The organism is Phycisphaeraceae bacterium, assembly GCA_019636795.1.
GTDB lineage: Bacteria > Planctomycetota > Phycisphaerae > Phycisphaerales > UBA1924 > JAHBWW01.
This window is the reverse complement of sequence record JAHBWW010000007.1, coordinates 40,696-66,828: the sequence shown is the minus strand read 5'-3', so window position 1 is coordinate 66,828 and position 26,133 is coordinate 40,696. Positions and strand designations below refer to the sequence as shown.

Sequence of the window (26,133 nt, the reverse complement as noted above, 5' to 3'; positions counted from 1 at the left end):
TTTGTGCGGATTCTGGGCGGTTTCTTGTTGACCGTGAGTCAGATGGGCTTGACGGGGCGAGAAAGAATCGCACAATGAGTTGAGCGGGGACCGACTGCGAAGTCTGGTGTTCGCTCCAGGGGGAGGCGATGCGTCATTTTTTGATAATTCTGACGGTGATTCTGATGTGCTCGTCGGCACCGGCGGCGGTGCGCAGCACGTCGGGTGATTCGGTCATTGAGCTTGCAGGTGGAGTCTTTTCGCTGGGGAATTTGCCGACGGACTTCTCGGTCCTGCTGTGGGTTCGGGCGGATGAGACGGTTGCGGATGCTCGAAGCATCTTCGAAGTGCCGGGGGTCTTTCGGATCGGGACTGACGCTGAGGGGCGTGTCGAGGCGTCTGCGGTGATGAAGTTGATAGAGGGCGGGACGGAAGAGTTTGGCGTCGTTGCGGATGGGGTTGTGGCAGGCGGCCAATGGACACTGATCGCGATGGTGTACAGAGGTGGCGTGCGCGAGATCACGCTGCATGTGCGTACGCATGAGGGTGGTTGGGAGAACTCGGCGACTTTCGGCCTGCCTGCGTCGTTGATGAACTCGGCAAGCGGAGGCGCTCGGCTGGGTCGTGGATCGGATGGTCGGCCGGCGCTGGTGGGGTTGTATGGGCTTGTGTGTGTGCGATCGCACACAGTTGGGCCTGTGGATGTGCTGACAATGTATCAGTACCGGCGCTATTTTGGCGGGTATGTGCTGCATACAGCACCGTCGGGCTCAATGAATGGTCCTTCGGGCGCGCTGTGGATGATGAATCATGCGATGACGACACAGCCGACGGATGTTGATGCGGGCGGAGAGCGGCACGAGCGTGCGGCGGTAGTTGGAGAGGCCGTTGGGCGGCACAATGTGCATGTGTTCGATCGGCAGGTGGCGGGGCTGAGCGAATACGAGCGGTTCAACCGAGTGCGCGGGACGGCTCAGGTCAGCGGGTTTGTGTACGAGAGTGTGTACGACGACGAGGCGTCAGAGTGGTTTGTGCGCGATCCGGGGCCGTTCAGTGCTACGTTCGAGAGTGTTGGCGGGCCGTCGCCTTTGGCGCGTCGGCTAGCGACGCAGCCTCATCGGCTGATGCGGGTGATGATCAGTTCGAACAGTCGCGCGGTGTCGCGATCAGATGGGACGGATCTCTCGCCGGGAAACTACACGCATGGGTTCATTGACTTACAGCGTGAGCACACGGCCGGTGTGTTTTTTCGTCCTGCAACGCGTGGGTCGCTCGCACCCTGGTTCGGGCTTGATTGCACGGAGGAGGCGCGATCGCACCGCGCACAGTTGATCGATGCGACGTTCGGGAAGTACGGTGCTTTTTCGCGGATGTGGACGGGAAGTGCGCGTGGGCCGAGCCAAGGACCAGGGGCCGGGCTGTTTGTCGAGAATGGCGGTTTCTATGAGATGCGAGCGAAGCCTGAGCCAGGGAGTCTGATGACGGCGGACAAGCCTCTGGTGGTTGAAGCGCATGTGATAGCGTTCCCGGGCGCGTCGACGTTGATGTGGCAGGCGACGCGCGGTCGCTCGCAGGGCGATGTCGGGATTGCAGCAGGTCCGCCGCAGGTGCTGGACTTGAACACACAGCGATATGGGCGTTTGTGGGGGCCGGGCGACAGCATTATCAATCCGACCGCGATCCGACTTGATGGCGATTGGACAGGGCTGGTGGAGGCTGGCGATGCCATCTACGTCGTGGCAGGGCCTGGGGCCGGGCAGTTGCATATTGTGTCGCGCGTGACGCAGGGGATTTTCAGCGCGATCGTCGAGTTCACGATGCCGATGCTGAGTTCACCGAGCACGGGGTCGGATATGCGTGTGGGGCCTTGGCGCTTCGAGACGGTGCGGCACGAGTTTGATGCGATAGAGGCTGGGGACGAAAACGATTGGCGCGGACTTCGGCTCGAGGCGAGCGGTGGAAATGGGTTTGCAGTGTTTGCGTTCAATGCGTGGCGGCCGAATGTGAGAGGATTTGTGTTCGGCATGTCGGGGTGGGGCGGGAACGGATATCTGCCTCAGTTGTTGTATGGTGATGCGACGGCGCGGCGCGCGTGGATGGAGATGTCGCAATCGGATTTGTGGCTGGTGGTTCCGGCGCAGCAGAACTCGGTGACGTCGAACATGCGTGACTGGACGGCCGAGATTCGCGCTGCCCTGCCTCAATGCGAAGTGGTCTGGGCGGGCGAAGGTGATCATCCATCGGGGCAGTTGCTGGCATGGCCGACGTACATCGTGAACAACGCAGCAGCGGAAGGCGTGGTTGGTGTTGTGGCGTTTGATCGGCCGGGGATCGGGACGAGTCTGGAGCAGTTGGGCGATGGGCATCGCTCGAACCTGCCGCACCTGAGTCGGCGCGGGAACCTGCAACTGGCCAAGGTGTGGTCGAAGTTGCTGCTGGAGGCGGCGACGGACCCGTGCCCTGCGGATCTGGCGGCGCCATGGGGCGTGTATGACTTCTTCGACGTGCAGGTTTTTCTGTCGTACTTCGCGGGTGGAGACCCGCTGGGAGATCTGAACGGCGACGGGGTGCTGGATTTTTTTGATGTGCAGATGTTTCTGGGGGCGTTTTCGGGCGGATGCCCTTGAGTGGGTTTTGATCAGTGATCGTGCGCGCGGAAGCCGCTGTTGCGATCACCGATGCGGAGCAGGGCCAGAAGGTCTTGTGCGCGCGAGCCGCCCAGGGGCTTGCCGGCGATGAGGACGGCGACATCGCCATCTTTGGCGATGCCGTGCTCGCGAAGATAGGCCTCGACCATTTCAGTCCACTCAGCGAGTGTGCCCGAGGGCGGCGGCACGGCCTGAACAGGATTGACGTTGGCCAGGAGCGTCATCTGTCGCGTAGCGACGGTGCTGCTGGAGTAAGCGATGATGGGGATGCGGAAGGCGCTGCGGCTGAGATAGCGTGCCATGCCGCCCTGCTGCGACCAGACAACGACGACGGTGGCTTTGCTTTCGCGTGCGATGTGCCATGCGCCGCGCGCCAGGGCTGCGGAGCGGTATGGGAGCTCTTCGAGTTTGGGCGCGGGCGCGAACTCGCTGGTGGTATCGACAATGCTCGATTCGGTGACCGCAATGATGCGTCGCATGGTTTCGACGACGAGAGCGGGATGCTTGCCGACAGCAGTCTCGCCCGAGAGCATGACGGCATCGGCGCCTTGAAAGACTGCGCCGGCGACATCGTTGGATTCAGCGCGTGTGGGTGAGGCACTCTCGATCATGGATTCGAGCATCTGCGTGGCGACGATGACGGGCTTGCCGTATTCGCGGCAGGTTTTGATAATGAGGCGCTGGGCGACGGGGACGTAGGCGACGTCCATCTCGACGCCGAGGTCGCCGCGCGCGACCATGATGGCATCGACAGCCTGCACAATGGATTCGATGTTGGCGATGGCCTGGGGCTTTTCGATCTTGGCGATGACGGGGATTTCGAGGCCTGCGGATTGATCGTGAATGGCGCGATCGGTCGAGCAGAGGCCTGCGATGCGTTGCTTGAGGTCGATGACTTCGGCGGCGGTGCGCACGAAGGAGAGAGCGAGGAAATCGAGACCATGGCGTACGGCCCATTCGACACACTGAAGATCGCGATCGGTAATGGAAGGGACGTGAAGATCGGATTCGGGGAGGTTGATGCCTTTGCGTGAGGTGATGCGTCCGCCGACGGTGACGCGGCAGCGGAGTTCGATTCCTGGAATTGCGTCGACCGCGAGCATTCGGATTGCGCCATCATTGATAAGGACGCGCTGGCCTGGGAGGACATCGTGAAAGAGTGGGTCGAAGGTCGAGCCAAAGACGGGGAGCCGGGTTTCAGGGTCAATGTAGGCTTCGGAGACGTTGCGGCGGAAGAGGATGTCACTTCCGGTTTCGACGATGATGCCGCCATCTGGCGCGAGATCGGGGACGCCGGTGACGCGGAGTTTGGGGCCTTGAAGGTCACCAAGAACAGCGACGGGTTGGCCTGAGCGCTGTGCGGCTTGACGAACATTCGCAAGGCGTTTTGCGTGGTCTTCGAGGTCGCCGTGGGAGAAGTTGAGGCGGAAGATGGAGACGCCTGCGGCGATGAGTTTGTCGAGCATCTCGGGAGGCTCGGATGCCGGGCCGAGAGTGGCGACGACTTTGGTGTGTGTTGGTCTGGCGAGTTCAGGTTGGGCCATCGGGTCGCGCACGGGTATCTCCGCAGAGTTCATCGACTATCGCGAGGCAGGTCTGTGCTTGTGATAGAGATCGACGATTGTGGCGTACTGATGGCGGAAAAAGCGGACATAGGCAATTTCTGCGCGTTTGGCAGCGACAGGATCGCGCCAGGAATCGCGAAAGGCCCGATAGTTCTGTTCATTGAAGGCCAACACAGAACCGTCGGGCATGGTCTGCTCGGGAAAGGCGTGGAGAAGTTCGTGCATGTACGCGATGACATCGGGGGGGAAGGTTGGCGTCTCGGTGGCCATGGCGATGGCGTTCCATGCTTCGCGGATTTCGGGGCCTGTGGTGATGGCGAACGCGCCCATCATCATCTGGACGCCAGTACGCCATCCGGGATTGGCGGTGTTGGAGGCGATGGCGAAGGGATCGACCTGATCGGCGAAGTGATCGAAGTATTTTTCAGCCATGATGCGGCGGACGGGCATGCGGCGGAGTTCGTATTGGCGTGGCCCCATGGGCTGGCCTGCGGGCCCGGGCGGGTTTGATGCGCCGTTGCGTGAGGTGGCGCGGAACTGCCACAACGCCTGGCCCTCTTCGGTGAGTGTGAAGGCGATGAAGCGGCGGGCAAGTTCGGGATTGGCTGAACCGCTCAGAAGCGAGACGGGATCGGCATCGACGTAGACCGAGCCGACGGGATCGGTGTATCCGACACGATCATCGCCGACGGCGTTGGCCTGTCCGCGGCCATAGAAGTCGATGGCGAGTCCCATTGCGGCTTCGCCTTGTGCGACGTCCATCGGGGGCTTGGTGGAGGAGTTGGTGAAGTAGCGAGTGTTGGCAGACATTTCGCGGAGAATGCGCCAGCCTTCGTCCCAGCCGTAGTACCCGAGGATCGAGTCGAAGGTTGTGGTAACGGAGCCGGATTGGCGGGGGTCGGCGAGAGCGATCTGATTGCGCAGGCGTGGGTCGGTGAGGGTTTTGAATGAAGTGGGTTCGCCGACACCGAGTTCGGTGCAGAGATCGCGGTTGAAGACGATGCCAAAGCTCGAGAGCGCGGTACCGATCCAGTATTGATCGGGGTCGTAGAGTTGCTGGATGCCGATGCGGTTCTCGCCGAAGAGGGTCTGGAGTTCCGCCGGATCGAAGCCTGCGGGAGCCGAGAGAGACACGGAAACAGTGAGCGTGGGTGAGCCGTCGGGATTGGAAGTGATGCGGACGCCTTTGGGAAGGGGACGTCCGAGGACGCGTTCGACGGAAGCATTGTCGATGGTGTGGCCATGGAGACTGGCGGGGGTTATGTCGGCCAGACCGAGTGCGGCGTTGAGTGGAGTGCGTGAAAAAAGTGGCTGATCGACCAGGATCCCGGTCTTGAGTCGGCCGTGGTCGTAACTGCCGCCTCCGAACATGAGGTCGTAGGCGCTTGCACCGTGAGCGAGCACGATGCGGCCGTCGGGCGCAAGCGTGACGTTTCCTTTTTTGATTTCGCTGCGGAACTGGGCATCGAGTTGTGCCCAGATGTCGCTGGTACCGCCGGGTGTGCGCATATCGACACGCACAGGTGAGCCGAACTCGCGCAGGTGCCACGCGGTAAAGGCTTCGGCGAACTCCTGGCGAATCTGCGGGACGTGGGGCGTGACGATGAGGAGGAGGGGCGCGCTCGGGTCGGGGCGTTCATCACGGGCCGAGAGGCTCATGGCGAAGGGGACGCCGATGATGATCGCGAGAAGCGTGACGATGATGATGCGTGCAGCCATGCGCTGAAGTGTACGATGTGAATGTGGCCAGCGTGGAGTATCGGGGCGCAGGCGAATGGGAGAACGAAGCATGGCTGAAGTGAACAGGGTCGCGATTGTGACAGGCGCGGGGAGCGGGATCGGGCGCGAAGTGTCACTGCAACTGGCTGGCGTGGGCTGGCGCGTAGCGCTCGTGGGGCGAACGCTTGGCAAGCTCGAAGCGGTTGCACGCGAGATCGATTCGGGCGAACGAACGTTGTGCATCGCTGCGGATGTGGGCGAGCCTGCGGCTGCGGGCAGGATCGTCGCGGCGGCAACACAGCGGTTCGGGCGCGTTGATGCGCTGGTGAACAACGCAGGGCATGCGCCGATGAAGCCGTTTCATCAGTTCAGCGACAGCGAAATTCAAGGGGTGTTCGAGGTCAACGTGCTTGGCGCGATCCGCCTGACGCGCGAAGCGTGGCGGAACCTTGCTGATGCGAAGGGGCGGGTTGTGAATGTGTCGAGTTATTCGACGATCGATCCGTTCGCGGGCCTTGGTGTGTACTCGGCTGCGAAGGCGGGGCTGAACCTGTTTGCCAGAGCGATCGTGAATGAAGGGCGTGGGGTGCTCGGTTTTACCGTTGCTCCAGGCGCGGTAGAAACGGAGATGCTGCGGTCGATCGTGCCGAGTTCGGCATTGCCCACGAACAAGACGCTCGCACCGGCGGATGTGGCGAGGGTGATTGTGGCGTGCGCGATCGGCCAGCGCGATCAGGACGCAGGATCGGTGATCGCGATGCCAAGCCCCTGAGCGGGTTTGATGGCACGAATGGCAAGAAACATCGGGAACTCGCGGCGTGCGCGGTTTTCTTCTTGAGCGCGCGGTCCGGGTTCGCTCTGACGCGGGCTGGACCATTCCTCAATCGAGTCGATGAGAAGGCCGGCCGAAGTGATGGCGCGTATGTAGGACTGAAGCGGGCGGGCGTAGGTGACGGTTGTGACCGGAGGTTCGCCAGCGGCTACCGCGCCGGGGTTCATCACAATCTCAATGGGCTCGATCGAGAGGTACGCATCGACACGGCGGTGTTGCTGCTGCGTCTCAGGCGTAGCACCGATCCAGACCCAGCTGCTGCGCCGGGGCGTGCGAAAGGCGGGGTGGAGCACAACAGCGACGAAGCGCCCGCCGGGCTTGAGCGCGCCAGCGATGCCGCGCATAACCGGTTCGAGCGGATTGATATTCATGAGCGCCAGCACGCATGACGCAGCATCAAAGGGTTCGAGCGAGAGGCGGTCGATGGTGCGGGCGTCGCCGAGCTCAAAACGCGCGTGTTTCAGATGGCGCTGTTGTGCGAGTTCGATGAGTCTTGGGCTGGCGTCAACACCGACGACAGCAACCTCTCGGGAATCAAAGCGTGCTGCAAGCGTTCCTTCGCCGCAAGCCACATCGAGCAGGCGCTGGCCCGGTGTGAGCGAGAGCAAACGATCGACGCCGGGATGGACGAGGTCGGTGTGAAGGTCGCTTCGTGAAGAGCCGAGCATGCCGGCGTACCAGTCCGCGACTTCGTCCCAGCCTTCGGTAGTTTCGGGTGTGTCGGATTGTGGCGCGGGGAGCCCGACAGCGTCGTACATCCACGCGGGCGCGGGGCATGAAAGGCGCATGCGCTCAGATGAATCAGGATGGGAGAATGTGATTTCGGCCAGATGCAGGCCTACGAACCCCTTTGGGCCGATGACAGGTACAGCCCCGATCTGTCGCAGGTGTCGCTCGATCTGCCCTGGCGCGTCGGTGCGTGGTCGCAGGCGGAGGAGTGCGCGTCCATCGCGCACCGCGAGGCGCTGATAGTGCGTGACGAGTTGGCGGACGACGCCGGTGTCGCGTCCCTTCTGCTCGGTGCTGACGGTGCCGTTTTCGGGTGCTGAATCAGCAGCGGGCGGCCCTTCGACCAGGACGAGATAAAACCGCTCGAAGCGGCGCGAGCGCATGATGTTTTCGCGTGCTGTTGGAGTGAGCGCCAGGAGCGTGATGCCGCTGGCGTATTGGTCGAGTTGATGCAAAGTCCATGGCCCCTGATCGCGGCGGCGGACACGGATCTGCTGGCGGATGATCGAAAGAACGCTTGCTTCTTCGTCGTGGCCGATCACGGGCAGACCGACGGGCTTGTTGATGGCGACGAGCCACTTGTCCTGATGAAGAATGGGAAGCGTTCGAGGCTCGCGTGGCTCTCGTGATTCGCGCCTCGGACCTGGCGGGCGCGGGCCTCGGGGCATACGCGGCCCGGGCGGAGCGCGATCGGGCGAACTGGGGCGTGCTCCCAGACGTGTGCGGCGGACTCTTGAGTTTGGCCCGTCGGGCCTGCGATCATCGGGCATGAGTGCTCTCCGCAACGATCGAGGCGTGCATGGTCTGGAGGTGATCGAGCAGCCACTCGGCAAAGTCGGGTTTGGTCATGGGGCCCGGCGTCGCGATGGGCTGAGCGAATGGGGAGTCTGGGCGTCCGACGAGGAACGCTTCAATCGTCAGCGCGTCCATGGTTTCAAGAGGGTTGGCGACGACGAGGTCGATTTTTTTACGTTGGAGTTTGCTTTGGGCCGAGGCGATGAGGTCGGCCTTGGGTTCGAGCGCAAAGCCCACGAAGAGATGGTTCGGGCGGCGCAGCGGAGCGCATGAGGCCAGCAGGTCGGGCGTGGGTTCAAGTTCAAGCGAGAGACCTGCGGAACTGCGGCGGATCTTGGATTCGAGTTGTCCTGGCGCGAGTCTGGGGCGAAAGTCTGCTACTGCGGCCGCCATGATGAGGATGTCGGTGCTGGGGACTTCCTGAAGCAGCAGTTCACCAAGGTCGGCAGTGGTGCGGAATGGGCAAACCCGGACCCCGGATCGGGCGGGCTTTTGGGATTGACACCCGATCAGTGCGGTGACGGGCCAGTCGCGGGAGTCGGCGGCGTCGGCGAGTGCCGCGCCAAGGCGGCCAGAAGAACGGTTCCCGATAAAGCGCACGGCATCGATCGGCTCGTAGGTCGGGCCTGAGGTGATGAGGAGGCGGGGCGTATGTCTGTACGAGGGGTTTGCGGCCATGTTTAGAAGGATGGTAGGGCGAGGCAGACTTGGAACCGCGCGCCGAGTCTGAGCGGAAGGCACAACACTGGGGGCCCGCTCCTTGAGGTGGGGTTTGGCGCTACAGTGTCGGAGCGCGTCCCTCGTGATGGATTCAGAGCGGATGCGGCTGTGCTTTGCATTCGGGCCGATGCAGTGGCCCGATCTTGTCGGCGCTTGCAGGGGATACCACCACCGATGGCACGATCGCGCAAGAAATTGGGAGACATTCTGGTCGGCTGGGGGGTCACGGACGCAGAAAAAGTGGCGCACGGGATCAAGGTTGCCAAGGCAACTGGCCGACGGTTGGGTGAAGTACTGGTCGAGGCTGGGTACTGCACGGAAGAACAGGTCACCAAAGCCTTGGCAGAGCAGTTTGGCATGGAATACGTGGATCTGTCGGCGGCCAGTGTGGCCGGGCAGGTCAACATGAAGGGCATCGACGAGGGACTCATCAAGCGGTACAACGTGCTGCCGATGGGGAATGCCGGCGGCCGATTGCAACTCATCATCCACGACCCGCTCGATCTCGATCTGCTGGAGAACCTGCGTTTCAGGCTCAACACGCAGATCGAGCCGAGGCTGGCGAGCAAGAGCCAGATCAAGAACTTCATCGAGGGTAAACGCCCTGAGAAACAGGTGGGGCGCGATGAGTCACTGGTCACGGATTCGATCGACCGGACGATCGACCGTTCGGTGGATAGATCGCTCGATCGTTCGATTGACGTCGCATCGGAAGATGCTCCGATCGTGCGTTTGTGCAATCGGATTCTGTCTGAAGCGGTGCGGCTGCGGGCATCGGATATTCACATCGAGCCGATGAACGACAGGGTGAGACTTCGGTATCGCATCGATGGTGTGTGCATAGAACGCGATAATCTGCCCAAACGCATGCAGAATGCGATGCTCAGTCGCGTGAAACTGATGGCAGGCATGAACATCGCTGAGAAGCGCGTGCCGCAAGACGGGCGTGTGAAACTCGAAGTTGAAGGCACGATGATCGATTATCGTGTTTCGGCGTGCCCGGCGTATCACGGCGAGAGCGTGGTGCTGCGTATTCTGAGGCCTGATGCGGTGCGCATCGGTCTGGTGAATCTTGGTTTTGAACCGGATAATCTGGATATTTTCAACAAAATCATCCGCCGACCGAACGGCATTTTTCTGGTGACCGGGCCGACAGGTTCAGGCAAGACGACGACGCTGTACAGCGCGCTCGATGTGCTCAATCGCCCTGACCGCAAGATCATCACGGCTGAAGATCCGGTGGAATATAACTTTGACGGAATTAACCAGTGTCAGGTGCGTGAAAGCATCGGATTGACATTTCCCGCGATTCTGCGGTCGATGCTGCGCCAGGCGCCCAACATCATTCTGGTGGGCGAAATTCGTGACCGCGAAGTGGGCGAGATTGCGATTCAGGCTGCGCTGACCGGGCACCTGGTGTTCAGCACGTTGCACACGAATGACGCTCCTTCGGCGATTACGCGACTGATCGACATGGGGATCAAGCCGTTCCTAGTGGCCAGTTCGATTCAGGCGGTGATGGCGCAGCGATTGATTCGCGTGCTGCACGAGCCTTCGAGAAAACTGGCGACGCGTGAAGAAATCGACCCGAAATATCTGGACCTGATCGGGCTGAGGCTGGATGAGGCGGTGGGTCGGGTGTACAAGGCCGTCTCAACCGATGACGCGCCAGGCGGGTACAAAGGTCGTAAGGGCATCTTCGAAATGATGCTGATGAACGCGCAATTGCGTGATCTGGCCTTCAAGTTGTCGCCTGTGTCGGAGTTGCGCAAGGCGGCGCTGGCAGCGGGGATGAGGCCTCTGGTTGCGGACGGGAGGCTCAAGGTACTCAATGGCGTAACAACGCCCGAAGAGATCGCACGCGTGAGCCAGGTTGGAGAGTCGCAGGATTGAGCCTCGGGAGTGATGAAGAGTTCTCCGGCGATTGCCGGGTTTTCTGGAGTTGATCGATGTCCACAATGCAGATTGATCGGTTGCTCGACACTGTGGTCAAGACGGGCGCGAGCGACTTGCACCTGACTGTGGGGCGCCCGCCGACGATCCGTCTTCATGGCGGGCTGCGCAATCTTCAGACCAAAGTGCTCGATTCCGACGACATGGTCGGGCTGATGAAGTCGATCACGCCCGAGCGTAATCAGCAGGAACTTCAGGAAGAAGGCGGTACCGACTTCGGGTTTGCGTATGGCACGGCTGCCCGCTTTCGCGTGTCGGTGTTCCGGCAGCGCGGCGATATCGCAATCGTGTTGCGGCAGATTCCAAACAAATTGCTGACCTTCGAGCAGATCGGTCTGCCCGACATCTGTCGCGACCTGATTCGGCGCCCCCGTGGGTTGTTCCTGGTGACAGGACCTACGGGTTCGGGCAAAACGACCTCGCTGGCGACGATGATTGACTATGTGAATATGTACATGGATCGGCACATCGTGACGATGGAAGACCCGATCGAGTACTACCACCACCACAAAAAGTCGATTGTGAACCAGCGTGAGGTGGGCAACGACGTCCCGAGCTTTGCCGAGTCCCTTCGTCGCGCTCTGCGTCAGGATCCGGACGTGATTCTCGTCGGCGAAATGCGCGACCTCGAAACAATCGAGGCGGCGGTGCGAGCAGCGGAAACTGGTCACCTTGTGTTCGGAACCCTCCACACCACGGGGGCGGCCAAGACGATCGACCGTCTCGTCGACGCCTTCCCGGTTGCGCAGCAGAACCAGATTCGGGTGCAGTTGTCAACCGCACTGATCTGTATCCTGAGTCAGGTGCTTTTGACCCGGACGGATGTGCAGGGCATGGTGGCGGCCTACGAGTTCCTGGTTGTCACCCCTGCCATCGCGAACCTGATCCGCGACAACAAGTCATTCCGCATCGATTCGATGATCCAGACCGGGAAGCGGTATGGCATGCAGTTGCTCGACGACCATCTGTGGTCGCTGTATAGCCAGGGCAAGATCTCGGCGGAAGAGATGATCGACAAGTGCAAAAATCAAACTGACTTGTCGAACAAGATCCATGCAGCGGGTGGAACGATCGGGCGTCCTGAACTTGATGATCCGGAAGAGCATGGGTCCTGATCGGGTGGCTCGGGATGAGCGATTGTGCTTTTCTTCGCTCTGCAAGTGCACAAATCAAAGTGATGGTACGCATAAGATCTGGTTGGGCGATATTTTGCGCTTGAACCGGTAGGGTGTTGTCGTCGAATATAATGGATAAGGGCGGAAGGTCCGCCTTTTGTCCCGGGTTCGACCCGGGGAGATGAGCATGGCGAAACTTGATCCATCAGAAATGAAGGGCCGGAAGCTTGGTCGGGTTCTGACCAAGATGGGTGCGGTGACGAGAGAACAGGTTCACGAAGCACTGGGGATCCAGAAGACGAGGCGGATCCCGATTGGGCAGTTGCTCATTGAACTGGGGTATTGCAATCAGAAGCAGGTGGATGAAGCACTGGCGGGTCAGGCGGGGATGGAGTATGTGGACCTGACGGGACTTGACCTCCCCGATGAGGTACGCGACTCGATCCCGGCGGAAAATGCCCGGGCGTATCAGGTGATTCCACTGGAGTTCAACCCGAAGGGGCGCAAACTCAAGATCGCGATGAAAAGTCCGGATAACTTCCGGGCGGTGGATGACCTTCGGCTGCTGATGAGTTTTGATGTGCAGGCGGTGGTGGCGGATGCGGCGAAGATCGACGAGTTGCTGGGCAAGTACTACGCGAAGCAGGAATCGATGCTCGACGTGGTGGCTGCGATGGCGACGGACTCGAAGTTTGCGGGGCTTGCGGACCGCGGGGCCTCGATGGATCTGGATCAGTTGTCCGAGGCTGCGGAGGACAACCAGGTCATCAAGTTGCTGAATCTGGTGCTGCTGCAGGCGATCAAGGACCGGGCGTCGGACATTCACATGGAGCCTTTTGAGCACGAGTTCAAGATCCGGTATCGGATCGACGGCGTGCTGTATGAGATGGTTCCGCCGCCGAAGCACCTTGGACCTGCGATCACGAGTCGTATCAAGGTGATGTCGCATCTGGACATTGCGGAGCGTCGTCTGCCGCAGGACGGTCGTATTGAGTTGACGGTGGGGGGGAACCCGGTGGATCTTCGCGTGGCGGTGCTGCCGACGATCTATGGGGAGAGCGTGGTGATGCGTATTCTGGACCGGTCGAATGTGCAGTTGAAGCTGGACAAGATCGGGTTTCGTGATGAAGAGTTGACGAAGTTCCGGGCGCTGATCAGGAAGCCGAACGGGATTGTGGTGGTGACGGGGCCGACGGGTTCGGGCAAGACGACAACGCTGTATGCGGCGCTTGCGGAGCTCAACGAGATCACGACGAAGATTCTGACGGCTGAAGACCCGGTGGAGTATGACATTGACGGTCTGTGCCAGGTGCAGATGAACGAAGAGGCGGGGCTGACGTTTGCCAGGGCGTTGCGGTCGTTTTTGCGTCAGGATCCGGACGTGATTCTGGTGGGCGAAATCCGCGACCTCGAGACGGCTCAAATTGCGGTGCAGGCGTCGTTGACGGGCCACCTTGTGCTGAGCACGCTGCACACGAACGACGCGCCGAGTTCGATCATTCGTCTGGTGGATCTTGGGCTTGAGCCTTTCCTTTTGACAGCGACGATCGAAGGTATTGTGGCGCAGCGACTGGTGCGGACGCTGGACCCGAAGACGAAGGTTGAGTACACGCCTTCGGAAGAGGAGTTGATGGAACTGGCGTTGAGGCCTGACGATGTGAAGGGGCGGACCTTTTTCAGGCCGGGCAAGACGGACCAGATTGGCGGCGGGTTCAAGGGTCGTATGGCGCTGTTCGAGATCATGGAGATGGATGACTCGATGCGCGAACTGGTGATGAAGGAAGCGAGCACGGCGATCCTTCGGCAGCAGGCGAGGCGTCGGGGGATGCGTTCGCTGCGTGAGAGCGGGTTGCTGGCGATTTATGAAGGGTTGACCACGATCGACGAGGTCGTGCGTGAGACGCTCGACGAGGAATGATCGAATGCGGCTCGCGTGCGACGAGTGCACGCAAGTTCGTGTGGAGCAGTCGAAGAGAGTGATGGTTGCGGGGCGTATAGGCCCCTGGAGAAGCAGTCATGGCGACATTTTCGTATGAAGCAATCGACCAGTCCGGCAAGACCCAGAAGGGGACGGTCGACGCGACGAGCAGTGAAGAAGCGGTGACGCGCATCAAGGCAATGGGCTACTTCCCGCAGTCGGTCAAGGCTGCCAAGTCGAGCAAGAGCAAGACTCCGGGTGAGGCAGGCTCGGCGCCGGCCAAGAAGCGGCGCAAGAAGGCCGGGCAGACGTTTGCGATCGGTGGGGTGTCGGCCAAGAAGTTGACGATGTTCACGCGGCAGTTGTCGACGCTTCAGGACGCAGGCCTGCCGTTGCTGCGGTCGCTCCAGATTCTCGAAAGTCAGCAGCGTCCCGGGCTTCTCAAGAGCATCTTGCAGGGCGTGGTCGAAGAGGTCGAGGGCGGCACAAGCCTTTCGGAAAGCATGGCGAAGTTTCCCAAGGGTTTCAATACGCTGTATGTGAAGATGGTCAATGCGGGCGAGATCGGCGGTGTGCTGGACATCATTCTGCAGCGTCTTGCGGAGTTCATGGAAAAGAGCGAAAGGCTCAAGCGGAAGATCAAGGGCGCGATGGTGTATCCGATCGTGGTGATCTCGATCGCGGTGCTGATCCTGACTGCGATCATGATTTTCATCATTCCGAAGTTCGAGGCGATCTTCAACGACTTCGGCGTGAATCTGCCGTTCCTGACGGTGTGGCTGATCAACACGAGCCGATGGTTCGGCGGGCAGAACCCGGGCCAGACGATCCCTGGTGGCGTGATCACTGCGATTGCCTGCGTCATTTTCTTCATGGTGATGAAATTGTCGAGAAAGACACCTCCGGGGCGTGCAGCGACGGACGTTGTGATCCTGTGGATCCCGGTGTTCGGCGGGCTGGTGCGCAAGACCGTGATTGCTCGTTTCACGCGTACGCTGGGCACGCTGATCTCGGCGGGTGTGCCGATTCTTGAAGCGGTGACGATCACGAAGGAAACGTCGGGAAACTTTGTGTTCGAGAAGGCGCTGGGCAAGGTGCACGACTCGATCCGCGAGGGCGAGACGTTTGCGGGGCCTCTGCGTGACAGCAAGACGTGCGACCCGATCGTGGTGAACATGATCGACGTGGGCGAAGAGACGGGCGAGCTGGACGTGATGCTGCTCAAGATCGCGGACAACTACGACGAAGAGGTGGACGTTGCGGTGGCATCGCTGGTGTCGCTGCTTGAGCCATTGATGGTTGTGGTGCTGGGCGGCATGGTTGGAACGATCGTGGTCGCGATGTTCCTTCCGCTGGTTGCGATGATCGAATCGCTCCAGGGCGGAGGCATGTAAGCGCGGAGCGCGGTGGTGCGATTGAACACAGGTATGGTCGAAATGCAGACGAGCGGAGCAGCGATGACGAATCGACATTCGAGATTGAAATGCGGTTGCGAACAGCGCGGGTTCACGCTGGTGGAACTGCTGGTGTCGATTGTCGTAGTTGCGGCGCTGATGGCGCTGTTGATCGTGGGGTTGCAGGCAGGGGGTGTTTTTGCGCGCAAGGCTGCGACGCAGCAGACGCTCAGCGCTCTCAAGCAGAGCGTGGTGCAGTTCGAGACGGAGTTTGGGTTCAAGGTGCCTCTGGTGTTTGACGGCTCGGAGATGGGGAGTTTCAGCGCGACCGCGCGGGGGGCGATGAACAACAGCGGGCCGGTGTATTCGGGGCAGTTCAATCGACCTTTTGTGAATGTGTATCAGATGGGGAGCACGCAGGGGCGAGCGTTTTTGCGTGGGACTGCGCTGAATCCGACTGGTGGCAACCCGGATTATCGCGATCCGCGGTTTAGTAAGTTTTCGCTGGCGTTCTATATCGCGGGCGCATTGGGTGCGACGATTGATGGCGTTGAGGGGCTTGGGATGTACGCGCCGGCGGCCGATGGTTCGTGGACCGGTGTCGGCGATTCGCTTGGCGGGAAGAACCGCGTGTATGAGCCTTTCATGGATACGGGGCGTCGCGCCGCGAGAATCGAATCGGCGTATTTCGACGACATCGAGCAGCAGGAACTGGGGGGCACGACTCCGGGTTCGATGGCGAACCGTTCGGCGCTGGTCGATGGGAATGGCAAGGCGTTTCGGTACTATCGCTGGCTGCATTCGGATACGGTGGGATCGACTCTGGATTTGAATATCCCTGGAGTGCTGCTCGATCCGGTGGTGCATCGTGACGCGCTGGGTAACAACACGATTGATGTCACGGAAGGCAATGCTTCGCTTCGGTCGGCGACATGGGCGATTGTGAGCGCGGGCGCGAACAAGGTGTTTGGGACTGAGCCGATTGCGTTGCTGCGGAGCGAACTGGGACTGGGGCCGAGTGTTTCGGAGGCGGAAGTTCGTCGGCGTGCGGCGTCGGACAACGTGGTGGAGGTGGGGCCATGAGAACCGACATGCGTGCAGGGCGGCTCGGGGGCTTCACACTTGTGGAGTTGTTTGTGGTGATCTCGGTCGCGTTGATCGTGATTGCGGTTGCGGTACCTGCGTTCTCGGCGATGACGGCGTCAAATGCGCGCTCGCTGGCGGAGAACACACTGCGCACGGCGGTGGCGGTGGCGCGTGATGTGGCGCTGCAGTCGAGCCGGGGTAATGACGCGGCTGCGGTGTTTCTGTTCGATCCGGAGTCGGGTCGTATGCGGGTGGTGGCTGCGGAGTATGTGGGGACGATCGAGGACGGGATCGATGGTGCGGTGTCGGGGGGATTTCTGGCTCCGAACACAAGGGTGAAGCGCGATGTGTTTGCGCCGGTGCTTGTGGGCGAGACGCTGGTGATGCCTCGTGGGTGGATGGTGCGCGGGTATGCACCGGCGAGGACGATCAACTCGGACTGGTACGACTCGATCATGTACAACGATCCATTCAACGCGTGGGATCGTGGAAACTGGGTGTTTCCTGAGGACGGGTTTTACGACGTGAATCGTGGCGTGGCACAGGGCGGTGCAAACTCGCGCACGCCGCGGCAGAGTTTTATGGTGCGGTTCGAGGGCAAGACTGGAAGGCTGGTGCGTGATGCGGGCGAGGCGTTGCTGGTCGATCCGAGACCTTCATCGGTCGATCGGATTCCCGCGACGACCAACCGCACGGACCCGATGATCTGGAAGCGTGCGGACCTAGCCGACGATGCGTACGCATGGGCCAGGCGTGTGCTGACGGAGGCGGATCTGCTGGGCAATGGGCAGTTGTATCAGGGCGCGGACGAAGCTGAGCGCCGGCGTCTGATCGGGAATCTGTCGCACGATACGGTGCTGGTGCGGGATGTTTCGCGTGTGGCGTTGTACAACGAGACGGAACTGCTGCGGGCGCTGGGCGCGAGGGATCTGAGCCGCCGACGTGCGGGACGAACGAACACCGGGTCGATGTATGCCTCGCATGCGGATGTTGGATCGATTGCGATCGATTTTGACGGCTTGTTTGAGCAGAACTCGCCGTTCAACGCGTCGCCTGCAGGGCTCGGTCGGCTGCGGCAGAGCATCAACCGCTGGATTGATGGCGACACCACGAAGAACGCAGACGGAACCATCGGTAACGGCGTGTTCTTCGAGCAGACCGATGAGCCGATCGCGATGCGGTACTGGGTCGACACCTACTCGGGCGAACTGACGGAGGTGAGGCGATGAAGCATTCAACTCGGTCCAGATCTGTGGCGGTTGGTGGGTTCACGCTCATCGAGGTGCTCATCGCGGTGCTGGTGCTGTCGCTGGGGATGCTGGGGCTTGCAGCGGTGTTCCCGGTGGTGATTGCGCAGCAGCGCGATGCGGTCGATCGCACACGCGGGGCGGTAATCGGGCAGACGGTCGAGGGTGTGCTGAAGAATGCGGACGGGCTGGTTGCGTTCGATGGGCTTCGGCGGGATTTCTGGTTTTCAGCGGCCAATGCGCTTGATTGTGCGACCGGGTATGACCTGAGTCCGCAGAACATGAGTTTTCTGTGGGAGCCGACGTGGCGTTGGGGCCCGAACACGCACATGGGGCCGATGATGGGCGGGCAGTCGTATCAGGCGACCGGGACGATCATGGTTGGAATGGGGCGCGTGCTGTCGCTGACTTGCAGCGCCACGACGCCGAGCGCACAGGATCAGTACGAGATTCCGGCGACGAGTCGTCTGTTTCCGCAGCCTTATACGGGAGAGCAGCCTCAGTATGTGTGGGACATCATTCCGAGGCGTTCGCGTCTGGGCGGTGATCGGACGGCGCTCGAGCTGGCGGTGTTTGTGAGGCGGATCGATCCGGGGATTCGTGTGCCTGCGGGTCGGACGCTTTCGGATGTGCTGACGGGCAATCGGGTATCGGCGCAGGAGCGACGGCTTGCGGTGGGGATGGATCCGACGACGCGGTTGCCTACGGGCGATGGTCGGGGGTCGTATTCGATGCCGATGACGTTGCCGGTGCTGGTGCGCAGCGCGGACCCTTCGCGTGTGGTTCTTGGCGGAGGCACGGCGCAATGGCAGCAGGACCTGTGGGCAGCGACAATTGCGCGACCTGGGCAGATACTGATCGACAATCTGGGCAATGTGCTCAATGTTGTGGGGGTTCCGGAGCGCGGGCAGAGCGGGGAATTGGCGGTGATTGTGGATCGCGCGTATTCGGCTTCGGAGACGGACTATGTGGCGGGAACCGATCCGCGCGGCGTGAAGGTTGAGCAGATTCTGTTCACGACGCAGAAGCCGATTCGTGCGTTCACGATCAGGCCTGAATGGTAAATCGGAAGGGGCAGATCATGAGGCGAGTTCGCTTCAAGTCATCCGGGTTTACGCTGCTGGAGATGCTGGTCGTTGTGGCGATCGTGGCGCTGGTGGCAGTGGGCATCGCCGGGATTTTCGGGATGGTGGGCGACACAATCACGCGCGGGAAGCGTGTGAGCGATCTGAACCGGACGGCCGCGCAGATCGAACGAGTGATGCGCGAAGACTTCAACCGCATGACGCGGGAGGGGTTCCTGGTCATTCGCAATGAGTACGCGAATCGGGGGCAGAATATTGGCCTGTTTGATCCGCGGCGGTTTGAAGCCGAGCCGGTGGCCCGGCCTCGACGCATCGACGAGATCATGTTCTTTGCGGTGTCGGATGGTCCTGATTTTGTGACGGCGCGGCGAGCGCTGCATCCGGACATGATCGCGCGGTCTTCGACGGCACAGATATATTACGGGCATGGAAAGAAGATGATTCGGCCGGTGCAGACTGTTGCGGACCGCAACAATCCGTATTACCGCCCGATGATCTCGGAGCACAACTACTACCCGAACGCGGATTTCGGTGTAACAGCGGTAGGCGCTGGGGTCAGAAATCCGAACGAGTTTGCTTCGGATTGGGCATTGATTCGTCGCGTGACGCTTCTGACTTCGCCTGGCGCGAGTGAGACGAGTGTGGCCGAAGAACTGGCAGCGGCACCATTCTCAATACCGCGCGAACAGTTGATCGACAATCAGAAGCAGTTGGCGTTGCAGCCTGCGCTGCAGAGCATCTTTCGCGGGGTTGCGGATCAGAGGCCTGCAGGTCCGGGCAATGCCTGGGGTACGCCACAGACGTTTCGACGTGAGCCGCGGTCGTTGAATCCGATCGGACGTGCATCGTCGGGCGTGGTGGACATTGCTTCGACGAGCCTGAATGAAATCAGAGCGACGGTCAACCACATGGATCGCATGCCCAACCAGTTCGGCGGTTGGACTTCGAGTCAGGTTTTCAGTCAGGTCTTCAATCCGCGTGCACTGACAGATCGTGCATTGATGCAGGCGTGGATGCTTGAGGCGTTGCCGGGCGATCCGTCGTGGTTCAATCCAAATCGCATGCGAATTCGGGTTCGATATGAAACCGAGCCGCCACTGGCGTCGATCGAGGATGCACGGTTGACGGGCAATGTGCAGCAGAAAGAGTTCGAGCGTTCGTACCGCGAAGCGGATCAGGAGATGCTGACGAGTGCGGTGTTTGTACCGAGATGCACGGAGTTCATCGTGGAGTGGTCGTACGGGCTGGTGGATCAGGTGCCCAACTCGCCGACGTACAAGCAGTTGATCTGGTACGGCCTGCCTCGGTATGAAGATGTGAACGGGAATGGGACGTTCAATCAGGGGACGGATGTTGTGATTGCGCAGCCCTTCGACGGTGTGCCGGCGCGCGATGTGCTCCCTCGGTTCACGGGCGAGAGTCCGGGTTCGTATGGGAATAACTTGTATCCGACGCGGGCGTTGATCAATGCGGGGCTGCCTGTACCGGCGATTGTGCCGGGTGCGCAGACCGAGGTCTCGCTGTTCGGGTATTTCGATCCGGGGCCTGGGCGACTGCCGAACACGGGGGGCGATCCTCAGGATTCTTCGTGGGGTGCGGATGCGTTGCAGGATCCTTCGGAGGTTCGGCCCTGGCTTTGGCCAGCGCTGATTCGCGTGACGATGACGCTGGCGGATCGAACGGATCCGACGATCGAGGCGTCGTATCAGGTGGTGTTCGAAGTTCCCAATGGCGGGCTGAAGAATCGGTGATTGGTTCGAGGCGTTTTTTCCGACGGGTCGGTCGGGGCGCTTTGAGTTGGACGGTCGGAGTTGGTTGTGCTGAGCACGATCGGGAGATGCACGATGTTGCTCGTTGAGATGGAAATCATCAGGCGTAAGCGATCGAGTCGGCGTGGGTCGATTCTGATTCTGGTGCTCGGAGTTCTGGCGCTGATGGCGGTGTTTGCAGCGGTGTACCTGACGATCGGGGTCGGGGATCAGCGTGCTGCTCGGGCGGTCGAGCGTCGGCAGGATCTGGACCAGACGGGTCCGGACGTTGGGCGCTATATCGCGGACATCATCGCGAAGGACCGGCTGTCGTATGCCTATCTGCCGGGGTCGAACTCGAGCGGCGTGGCGTCGGTGCCGTATCGCGAGACGACGGATTATCCGTATACGGATTACTCGCGTGTGAGCATTCCGGGGCTTGCGGGGTATTCGGGCCTTGATGTTGGTCGCTTCAGGTTCCGTCCGGAGGGGAGCCATCCGGTCGCGTGGAGCGGGGATCTGAGGCTGGACCCACGTGTGTTTGATGATCCGTTCCTGGCGTCGAGCGAGCCGACTTTCCTGGGCCTTCCATCGCAGAGGCTGTATCCGGATGATCCGACGAAGTGGTGGATGGACAACGTTGATTATCTGCAGATTTCGAATGTCGCGCCGGATGGTTTGTTTGTGAATCTCTTTGCGCTGCGCAACAACTTTGACGCAGAGTCGGGCATCGGGACTGGAGCGGGGGGGCAGGCGCAGTTGAGTCGGTGGCTTTCGTTGCTCGAGCGGAGGCCCGACGGGCGGCTTCAGGCGACATTGAACACGCCGTTTGGCGGGGCTGCCGATCTGAATCGTCCGGCGCACTGGACAATGTATCAGCGGAACATGCTCTTTCCTGTGGGGCAGCCGTTCTACATCTTTGGTCGCAACGGGCAAATCGCGGGCTGGGGACACGAAGACTTCCCGTTGTATCAGTATGCCGATACGAATGGCGATGGGTTTGCGGATGCGCGATGGTTTGAACTGACGGATTCGACGGTGCTTAACCGGACGGACAGTCTGCTGCCGCGTTCTGGGAATTTGAGGCTGTTTATTGCGGTGCGTGTCGAGGATCTTTCGGGGCGTGTGAATGTGAATACCGCAACGGACGATGTGGTCGCGCCGACGACATTTGCGCCGATCGGATCATCGCCAGCCGAGATCAGTCTGCGCCGTGTGCTCACAATGGAGGATGCGGCGTTCGAGTATCGCAGTGTGATTGCGGGCGTGGTTGATGAGCCATTGACGTACGGGAGCGGGATTTCGAGGCCTCGGGTGAACGGGGGCAATTCGACGGATCCGTCGTCGGATTATGCGATGTATGACACGCGCTCGGTGGCGGATGCGCCGCTGTCGTTCTGGGTGGGGTGGTATGCGTATGACGGGATTCTGCGGGCGATTCAGAACGATCAGGCTTCGCTGCCGATCAGCGCGGCACATCGCGGGAATGTGACGAGGCTGGACCCGAATGAGGCGTCGGATTTCCTGATGCCGTTCTCACTGCTGGAGTATGGATTTTTGAAGCAGGGAGAATCGATCAACGCGCTGGATGACCCTGATCTGAGGGCGATGAACCGCAAGGAGCGATACGAGACGGTGGGTCGGCGGAGCCCGCTGGATCCGACGGCTCGGAATGCGAGTCAGACTGAGCCGAGCGAGCGGTTTGGTACTGCAATCTTTGGTGTGGCGGATCTGGGCGAGTTGCTGGTGCGCCGGGGGCTCAATGACCCTTCGATGGCATCGCGTCTGGAGTTTGCGGCGGATGGGCGACTCGATGACGGAACCAATCCTGGGAATGTGGCACTGGCGCGAACGACCACGCGGAGGCTTGGGCCGTTGCGTTCGACGCGTGATCTTGCGTTTGAGTACAGCGGGCATGATGATGTTACAGGGGATGACGTGTTCGCAGCCACTCCGGTTGCAGGACCAGACGGGAAGATCGACCCGGATGCGCTCGCGCTGATGACTTTGAGCCCGCGTGGGAGGCTGACGACAATCAGTGGCGGAGCGGAGCTGCACAATTTGAGCCCGCTGTTGTCTTCGGAGGCGGTGTTTTCGACGCGTTTTGACAACGCGGAAGTCAAGTCGAGGTTCTCGACGCTTGCTGGGGGAAGCCTTGAGGCGATTTTTGGTGTGTACAGGCGTGCGCTTTCGCCATACTCGAACATTGTTGCGTCGTGGGATGCGGAACCGAGCCCGACGTATGACGAGTATCGCACGCTGTCGTATGGGTATCGAGGCCCTGAGTTTGCGCTGCGTAAGGCTGCTCATCTCGCGGTGAATCTGAAGGATCAGTACGATCTGGACAACACGCCAACGGTGGCGACGGTGGCCTTGACAAGTGCCCCGGCGGTGATCAATCAGTTGAATCAGGAGACCAACGAGAACCGTGTGCGCTGGGCGGGGTGGTTCCTGGGCAACAGGATGACGGTGCCCGAAGCGTATGGTTCCCCGACTGGAGGAGGCGGCACGGTCGATGCGAATGTGCTCAACGTGTACGGCATCGAAGCACAGCCGTTCATCGTCGAGGCGATGAGCATCAACGTGTTCACGGATGCGCCACACATTACTGGGTTGGTCGGCGCTCCGAATGGTGATATCGACTACAACCCGGACTGCCTGAGGCCGACACCCATCGGTCAGCCTCCGGCCCCACCTGTTGAGATCACGATCGGCGGACAGTTGACAGCGGGCGATGCCGCGTCGGGCAATCTGTGGGATCTGAACTCGGACTTCACGATGCAGGTGCTTGCGGTGAAGTTGCACAACCCGTTCAATGTTCCGGTGACGCTGGGCGCTCCGGCGACGAGCGATCGGCGCGGGTTCGACTATTACCTTGAGTTTGGCGGGCGTTTTTTCAAACTTGCCCGGTACGTTGCGCCGGATGTAAATCAGACCACGCCTGAGTATCAGTTCCAGTCGGTGACGCTCATGCCGGGTGCGACGCGCGTGTTCTACATGCTTGCGCAGGAGGACAAGGAGAAGATCCTGGCGCGTTGGCAGCGGTACTTGAATGCGTACAACACGGGCGTCACGCTCTCGGAGGATGCGGTTGACGCATGGCTGCAACGGCAGTTCAGGCTCGACACTCTGGCAGGGAATCAAAGTGCGGTTTGGATTCGGCGGTTCGATCCGCAGACGGGGTTAATGTTCGGCGTGACGGATGAGAACCAGCCGATTCCGACGGATCGGTTCGAGGACCTGTGGACGCAGCCTTCGGCTTCGGACACGTATCGAACGCCCGATTGGCAGGTTGTGCGGTTGTGGCGGAAGATCACGACCGATGAACAGGAGACTGGCTCAACGGAGTTTGGCAACTGGATCGAGAATGATCAGTTGATGGACCGGCTGCGCGAGCCGAACCCGTCGGCGGTAAGTGCGGGAGATTTGCGTGTCGGGCATCTGGATTCGCGGCTGCAGTTTCGTGGGGGTTATGGCGTGGGGCCGACGGGCGGGCCTCGGGTGACGGGCACGCAGGGCTGCGATCAATCGAACGCTCAGGCAACGGCTCGCGACAATACGGGCTGGACGATCGCTCCGCACTCGTTCATTCGGCGGCGTGGTTTCCCGGCCAACAACTCGGGGCGCGATGGCACGGGCCAGGAACGCCTGATGCGTGGTGTGCTGCCGATCTGGTGTATCGAGTCACTGACGACGACGACTGCGGACTCATTGAATGTCAAGGGCGGAGAGCTGCCCTCTGGGACGCTGAGCGATGCGGAAATCAACTTCGACGAATCCTGGGCATTCCGGCGTCTGTCGGGCTTCATCGCATCGAACGAACCGGTTGGAGCGGACTTCAACAAAACTCCGAATGAATGGACAACCAACAGCAGCGCGAAGCGCACAAAGTTGAATGATGAGTTGTATGGTCCCGTGCTTGCACCGAATCAGGCAAGGCCTCTGGGCGTGGACTTCATCGCGCCCGAACTGCATGTCCGCAACGATCGGTTCGAGTTTGACCCCGATGGTGCGGGGCCTCTGCCTGCGGTGGATATTTCGCGGGTAACGGATATTCTGTCGCCACTGGCGATCGGACCCGAGTTTGATCCGCTTGCTGATGATGACCGGGATAACGATCCAACATTGCCTGGGCGCTATCTGACGCTCAGCGAGGCGTGGAGCCTGGCACTCGGGTTCGACTGGTACGACCCGAGCGGAACTGCGCCGGTGTATCTGCAAGGCGTGCAGGGTCGGTACACGTACTACGACCCGGCCAAGCGCAAGGCGACGGATCCGCCCAACGGGGCTGCGACGGGCGACTTCGAGTATGCGTTTGATCGCGGGCACTTGTGGATTGACAAGTTCGTGGCGTTCCGCGATGCGAACCGAAACGGGGTTTTCGATCTTGCGACCGATACGCGTATGGGCGTCGGGACGCCTCTGGCGTTGCGGCTGCTCGATGCAGTGCAGACTGGTGTCACGGGGACGCCCAATCAGGTCTTGCAGAATCCGATGCAGGGGAAGATCAATGTGAACACGGCTCCACTCTCGACGTTGCGAACCATCGGCATGCTCGCGCCGAGTTTGGCGTGGGACGCCTTGGGCGAACCTGAGAACTGGGTGTGGCGACTTGGTGGTGAGATGGGGCTTGTGAGCCCGAGCCCGTACAACCCGACGCCATATGTCGACTTTGCGCGCGCGCAGTTGGGCATTCCGGATCTGTCAAGGATGGACATCGCGGCGACGCTGGAGTCATATCGTGATCGATCGCGGCAGGTGGCGTATCGCGGGTCTGCGTTCCCGCAGGCGCTGCTCAATGGGTTCTCTGCCGACCCTGGATATGGGTTCCTGCCGCTCACACCGAACCGGATTCCGAATCCGCTGCTCATCCGCGACAACCGTCGCGAAGACTTCGGGCGTTCGCTGCTGACTCGCATCACAGGGATTCGCGAGGCTCCAGGATTTGCGCACACGGGCGAGCTGCTTGCGGCGCGTTTCGGCCCTGACTCGGTGACGTACTACCGCGAACTTGCGCCGATGCAGATGGATTACTTCGGGCGCGATGTTTCCAGCGGCAGCATGCCTCTGGCGCTCAAGACGCTCGAACGCACGGGCGGGACTGCACCGTTCCGAGTGAGCCTCGAATCGAAGAGGTATGTGGACTTCGATCCATTCACCAACACGACGTATAACGCAGCGAACGCACACTACAGCAATGAACTCGGCAACGACTACAGCGAGCAACTGGTGATCGCCAGTCAGGTGCTCGAACTGGTGACGGTGCGGAGCGATTACTTCGCGGTGTGGTTCGTGATCCAGGGTTATTCGCGCGAGGATGTGAGCAATCTCGGGCCTAATGACCCGATGCTGCCGAGCCTGGCGCGGCGGTACGTCATGGTTATTGATCGCTCAAAGGTCGGGACGTGGGTTGATTCGAACTCTGACGGGGTTCGGCAGGATTCGGAGACCGTTCTGGAGCCGGAGATTGTGCTCTTCCGCGAGGTGCCGATGTAGGGTGCCGTTTGGTGAAAATGTCAGCACGCGCCGGTCCGTCATCGACCCGAGGCGGGCCGGCGATGTTTTTGTGCGGCGTTGCAAATGGCGGCGTATTGTTTGGC

The 26,133-nt window shown here is 60.8% G+C and carries 15 protein-coding genes; 11 read left to right on the top strand and 4 right to left on the bottom strand.

Annotated elements, in window-relative coordinates; genetic code table 11:
- Window positions 1-128: 128 nt before the first annotated feature.
- Window positions 129-2,606, top strand: a complete 2,478-nt coding sequence (locus tag KF757_14270; protein ID MBX3324141.1) for a hypothetical protein — start codon at window positions 129-131, stop codon at window positions 2,604-2,606.
- A gap of 11 nt (window positions 2,607-2,617) precedes the next feature.
- On the opposite strand, the gene pyk is transcribed toward KF757_14270, so the two are convergent.
- Both pyk and KF757_14260 read right to left on the bottom strand, forming a co-directional pair.
- Window positions 2,618-4,183, bottom strand: coding sequence for a pyruvate kinase (pyk, locus tag KF757_14265; GenBank protein ID MBX3324140.1), 1,566 nt, complete (start codon window positions 4,181-4,183; stop codon window positions 2,618-2,620).
- A gap of 24 nt (window positions 4,184-4,207) precedes the next feature.
- A complete protein-coding gene (locus tag KF757_14260; GenBank protein ID MBX3324139.1) occupies window positions 4,208-5,911 on the bottom strand; it encodes an extracellular solute-binding protein in 1,704 nt (567 codons plus the stop codon).
- Window positions 5,912-5,981: 70 nt separating this feature from the next.
- Between KF757_14260 and KF757_14255 the strand changes: the two genes are divergently transcribed.
- On the top strand, window positions 5,982-6,683 hold the full coding sequence (locus KF757_14255; protein ID MBX3324138.1) for an SDR family oxidoreductase: 702 nt from the start codon (window positions 5,982-5,984) through the stop codon (window positions 6,681-6,683).
- Here KF757_14255 and KF757_14250 read toward each other — a convergent pair.
- Window positions 6,644-8,242 carry a methyltransferase domain-containing protein gene (locus KF757_14250; protein ID MBX3324137.1) on the bottom strand — a complete coding sequence of 533 codons (1,599 nt, stop codon included), beginning with the start codon at window positions 8,240-8,242 and terminating at the stop codon, window positions 6,644-6,646. The two genes, KF757_14255 and KF757_14250, sit on opposite strands and share 40 nt — an antisense overlap.
- Window positions 8,232-8,945, bottom strand: coding sequence for a phosphopantothenoylcysteine decarboxylase (locus tag KF757_14245; GenBank protein ID MBX3324136.1), 714 nt, complete (start codon window positions 8,943-8,945; stop codon window positions 8,232-8,234). The genes KF757_14250 and KF757_14245 overlap by 11 nt, the downstream gene beginning before the upstream one ends.
- 216 nt (window positions 8,946-9,161) lie before the next feature.
- Between KF757_14245 and tadA (KF757_14240) the strand changes: the two genes are divergently transcribed.
- The 9 genes from tadA (KF757_14240) (at window position 9,162) to KF757_14200 (ending at window position 26,029) form a co-directional block, all read left to right on the top strand.
- Window positions 9,162-10,880, top strand: coding sequence for a Flp pilus assembly complex ATPase component TadA (gene tadA / locus KF757_14240; GenBank protein ID MBX3324135.1), 1,719 nt, complete (start codon window positions 9,162-9,164; stop codon window positions 10,878-10,880).
- 56 nt (window positions 10,881-10,936) lie between these two features.
- Window positions 10,937-12,055, top strand: coding sequence for a type IV pilus twitching motility protein PilT (locus tag KF757_14235; GenBank protein MBX3324134.1), 1,119 nt, complete (start codon window positions 10,937-10,939; stop codon window positions 12,053-12,055).
- 187 nt (window positions 12,056-12,242) lie between these two features.
- Window positions 12,243-13,973, top strand: coding sequence for a Flp pilus assembly complex ATPase component TadA (gene tadA, locus KF757_14230; GenBank protein MBX3324133.1), 1,731 nt, complete (start codon window positions 12,243-12,245; stop codon window positions 13,971-13,973).
- 98 nt (window positions 13,974-14,071) lie between these two features.
- A complete protein-coding gene (locus KF757_14225) occupies window positions 14,072-15,367 on the top strand; it encodes a type II secretion system F family protein (protein ID MBX3324132.1) in 1,296 nt (431 codons plus the stop codon).
- Between the two features lie 63 nt (window positions 15,368-15,430).
- Window positions 15,431-16,450, top strand: a complete 1,020-nt coding sequence (locus KF757_14220) for a type II secretion system protein (GenBank protein ID MBX3324131.1) — start codon at window positions 15,431-15,433, stop codon at window positions 16,448-16,450.
- On the top strand, window positions 16,447-17,682 hold the full coding sequence (locus tag KF757_14215) for a hypothetical protein (protein MBX3324130.1): 1,236 nt from the start codon (window positions 16,447-16,449) through the stop codon (window positions 17,680-17,682). Before KF757_14220 ends, KF757_14215 begins: the two co-directional genes overlap by 4 nt.
- On the top strand, window positions 17,679-18,764 hold the full coding sequence (locus KF757_14210) for a prepilin-type N-terminal cleavage/methylation domain-containing protein (GenBank protein ID MBX3324129.1): 1,086 nt from the start codon (window positions 17,679-17,681) through the stop codon (window positions 18,762-18,764). The genes KF757_14215 and KF757_14210 overlap by 4 nt, the downstream gene beginning before the upstream one ends.
- Before the next feature lie 17 nt (window positions 18,765-18,781).
- Window positions 18,782-20,536: a prepilin-type N-terminal cleavage/methylation domain-containing protein gene (locus tag KF757_14205; GenBank protein MBX3324128.1), complete on the top strand. Its 1,755-nt coding sequence runs from the start codon at window positions 18,782-18,784 to the stop codon at window positions 20,534-20,536.
- A gap of 93 nt (window positions 20,537-20,629) precedes the next feature.
- Window positions 20,630-26,029: a hypothetical protein gene (locus tag KF757_14200; protein ID MBX3324127.1), complete on the top strand. Its 5,400-nt coding sequence runs from the start codon at window positions 20,630-20,632 to the stop codon at window positions 26,027-26,029.
- The last annotated feature ends 104 nt before the right edge of the window (window positions 26,030-26,133 follow it).

What these genes read in the sequence shown, in the direction of transcription:
- KF757_14220 (MBX3324131.1), top strand. Translation starts at nt 15,431, where the DNA reads ATGACGAATCGACATTCGAGATTGAAATGCGGTTGCGAACAGCGCGGG.
- KF757_14225 (MBX3324132.1), top strand. Translation starts at nt 14,072, where the DNA reads ATGGCGACATTTTCGTATGAAGCAATCGACCAGTCCGGCAAGACCCAG.
- KF757_14200 (MBX3324127.1), top strand. Translation starts at nt 20,630, where the DNA reads ATGTTGCTCGTTGAGATGGAAATCATCAGGCGTAAGCGATCGAGTCGG.
- KF757_14205 (MBX3324128.1), top strand. Translation starts at nt 18,782, where the DNA reads ATGAGGCGAGTTCGCTTCAAGTCATCCGGGTTTACGCTGCTGGAGATG.
- KF757_14245 (MBX3324136.1), bottom strand. Translation starts at nt 8,945, where the DNA reads ATGGCCGCAAACCCCTCGTACAGACATACGCCCCGCCTCCTCATCACC.
- KF757_14250 (MBX3324137.1), bottom strand. Translation starts at nt 8,242, where the DNA reads ATGCCCGATGATCGCAGGCCCGACGGGCCAAACTCAAGAGTCCGCCGC.
- tadA (MBX3324133.1), top strand. Translation starts at nt 12,243, where the DNA reads ATGGCGAAACTTGATCCATCAGAAATGAAGGGCCGGAAGCTTGGTCGG.
- KF757_14235 (MBX3324134.1), top strand. Translation starts at nt 10,937, where the DNA reads ATGTCCACAATGCAGATTGATCGGTTGCTCGACACTGTGGTCAAGACG.
- KF757_14255 (MBX3324138.1), top strand. Translation starts at nt 5,982, where the DNA reads ATGGCTGAAGTGAACAGGGTCGCGATTGTGACAGGCGCGGGGAGCGGG.
- KF757_14215 (MBX3324130.1), top strand. Translation starts at nt 16,447, where the DNA reads ATGAGAACCGACATGCGTGCAGGGCGGCTCGGGGGCTTCACACTTGTG.
- KF757_14270 (MBX3324141.1), top strand. Translation starts at nt 129, where the DNA reads ATGCGTCATTTTTTGATAATTCTGACGGTGATTCTGATGTGCTCGTCG.
- tadA (MBX3324135.1), top strand. Translation starts at nt 9,162, where the DNA reads ATGGCACGATCGCGCAAGAAATTGGGAGACATTCTGGTCGGCTGGGGG.
- KF757_14210 (MBX3324129.1), top strand. Translation starts at nt 17,679, where the DNA reads ATGAAGCATTCAACTCGGTCCAGATCTGTGGCGGTTGGTGGGTTCACG.
- KF757_14260 (MBX3324139.1), bottom strand. Translation starts at nt 5,911, where the DNA reads ATGGCTGCACGCATCATCATCGTCACGCTTCTCGCGATCATCATCGGC.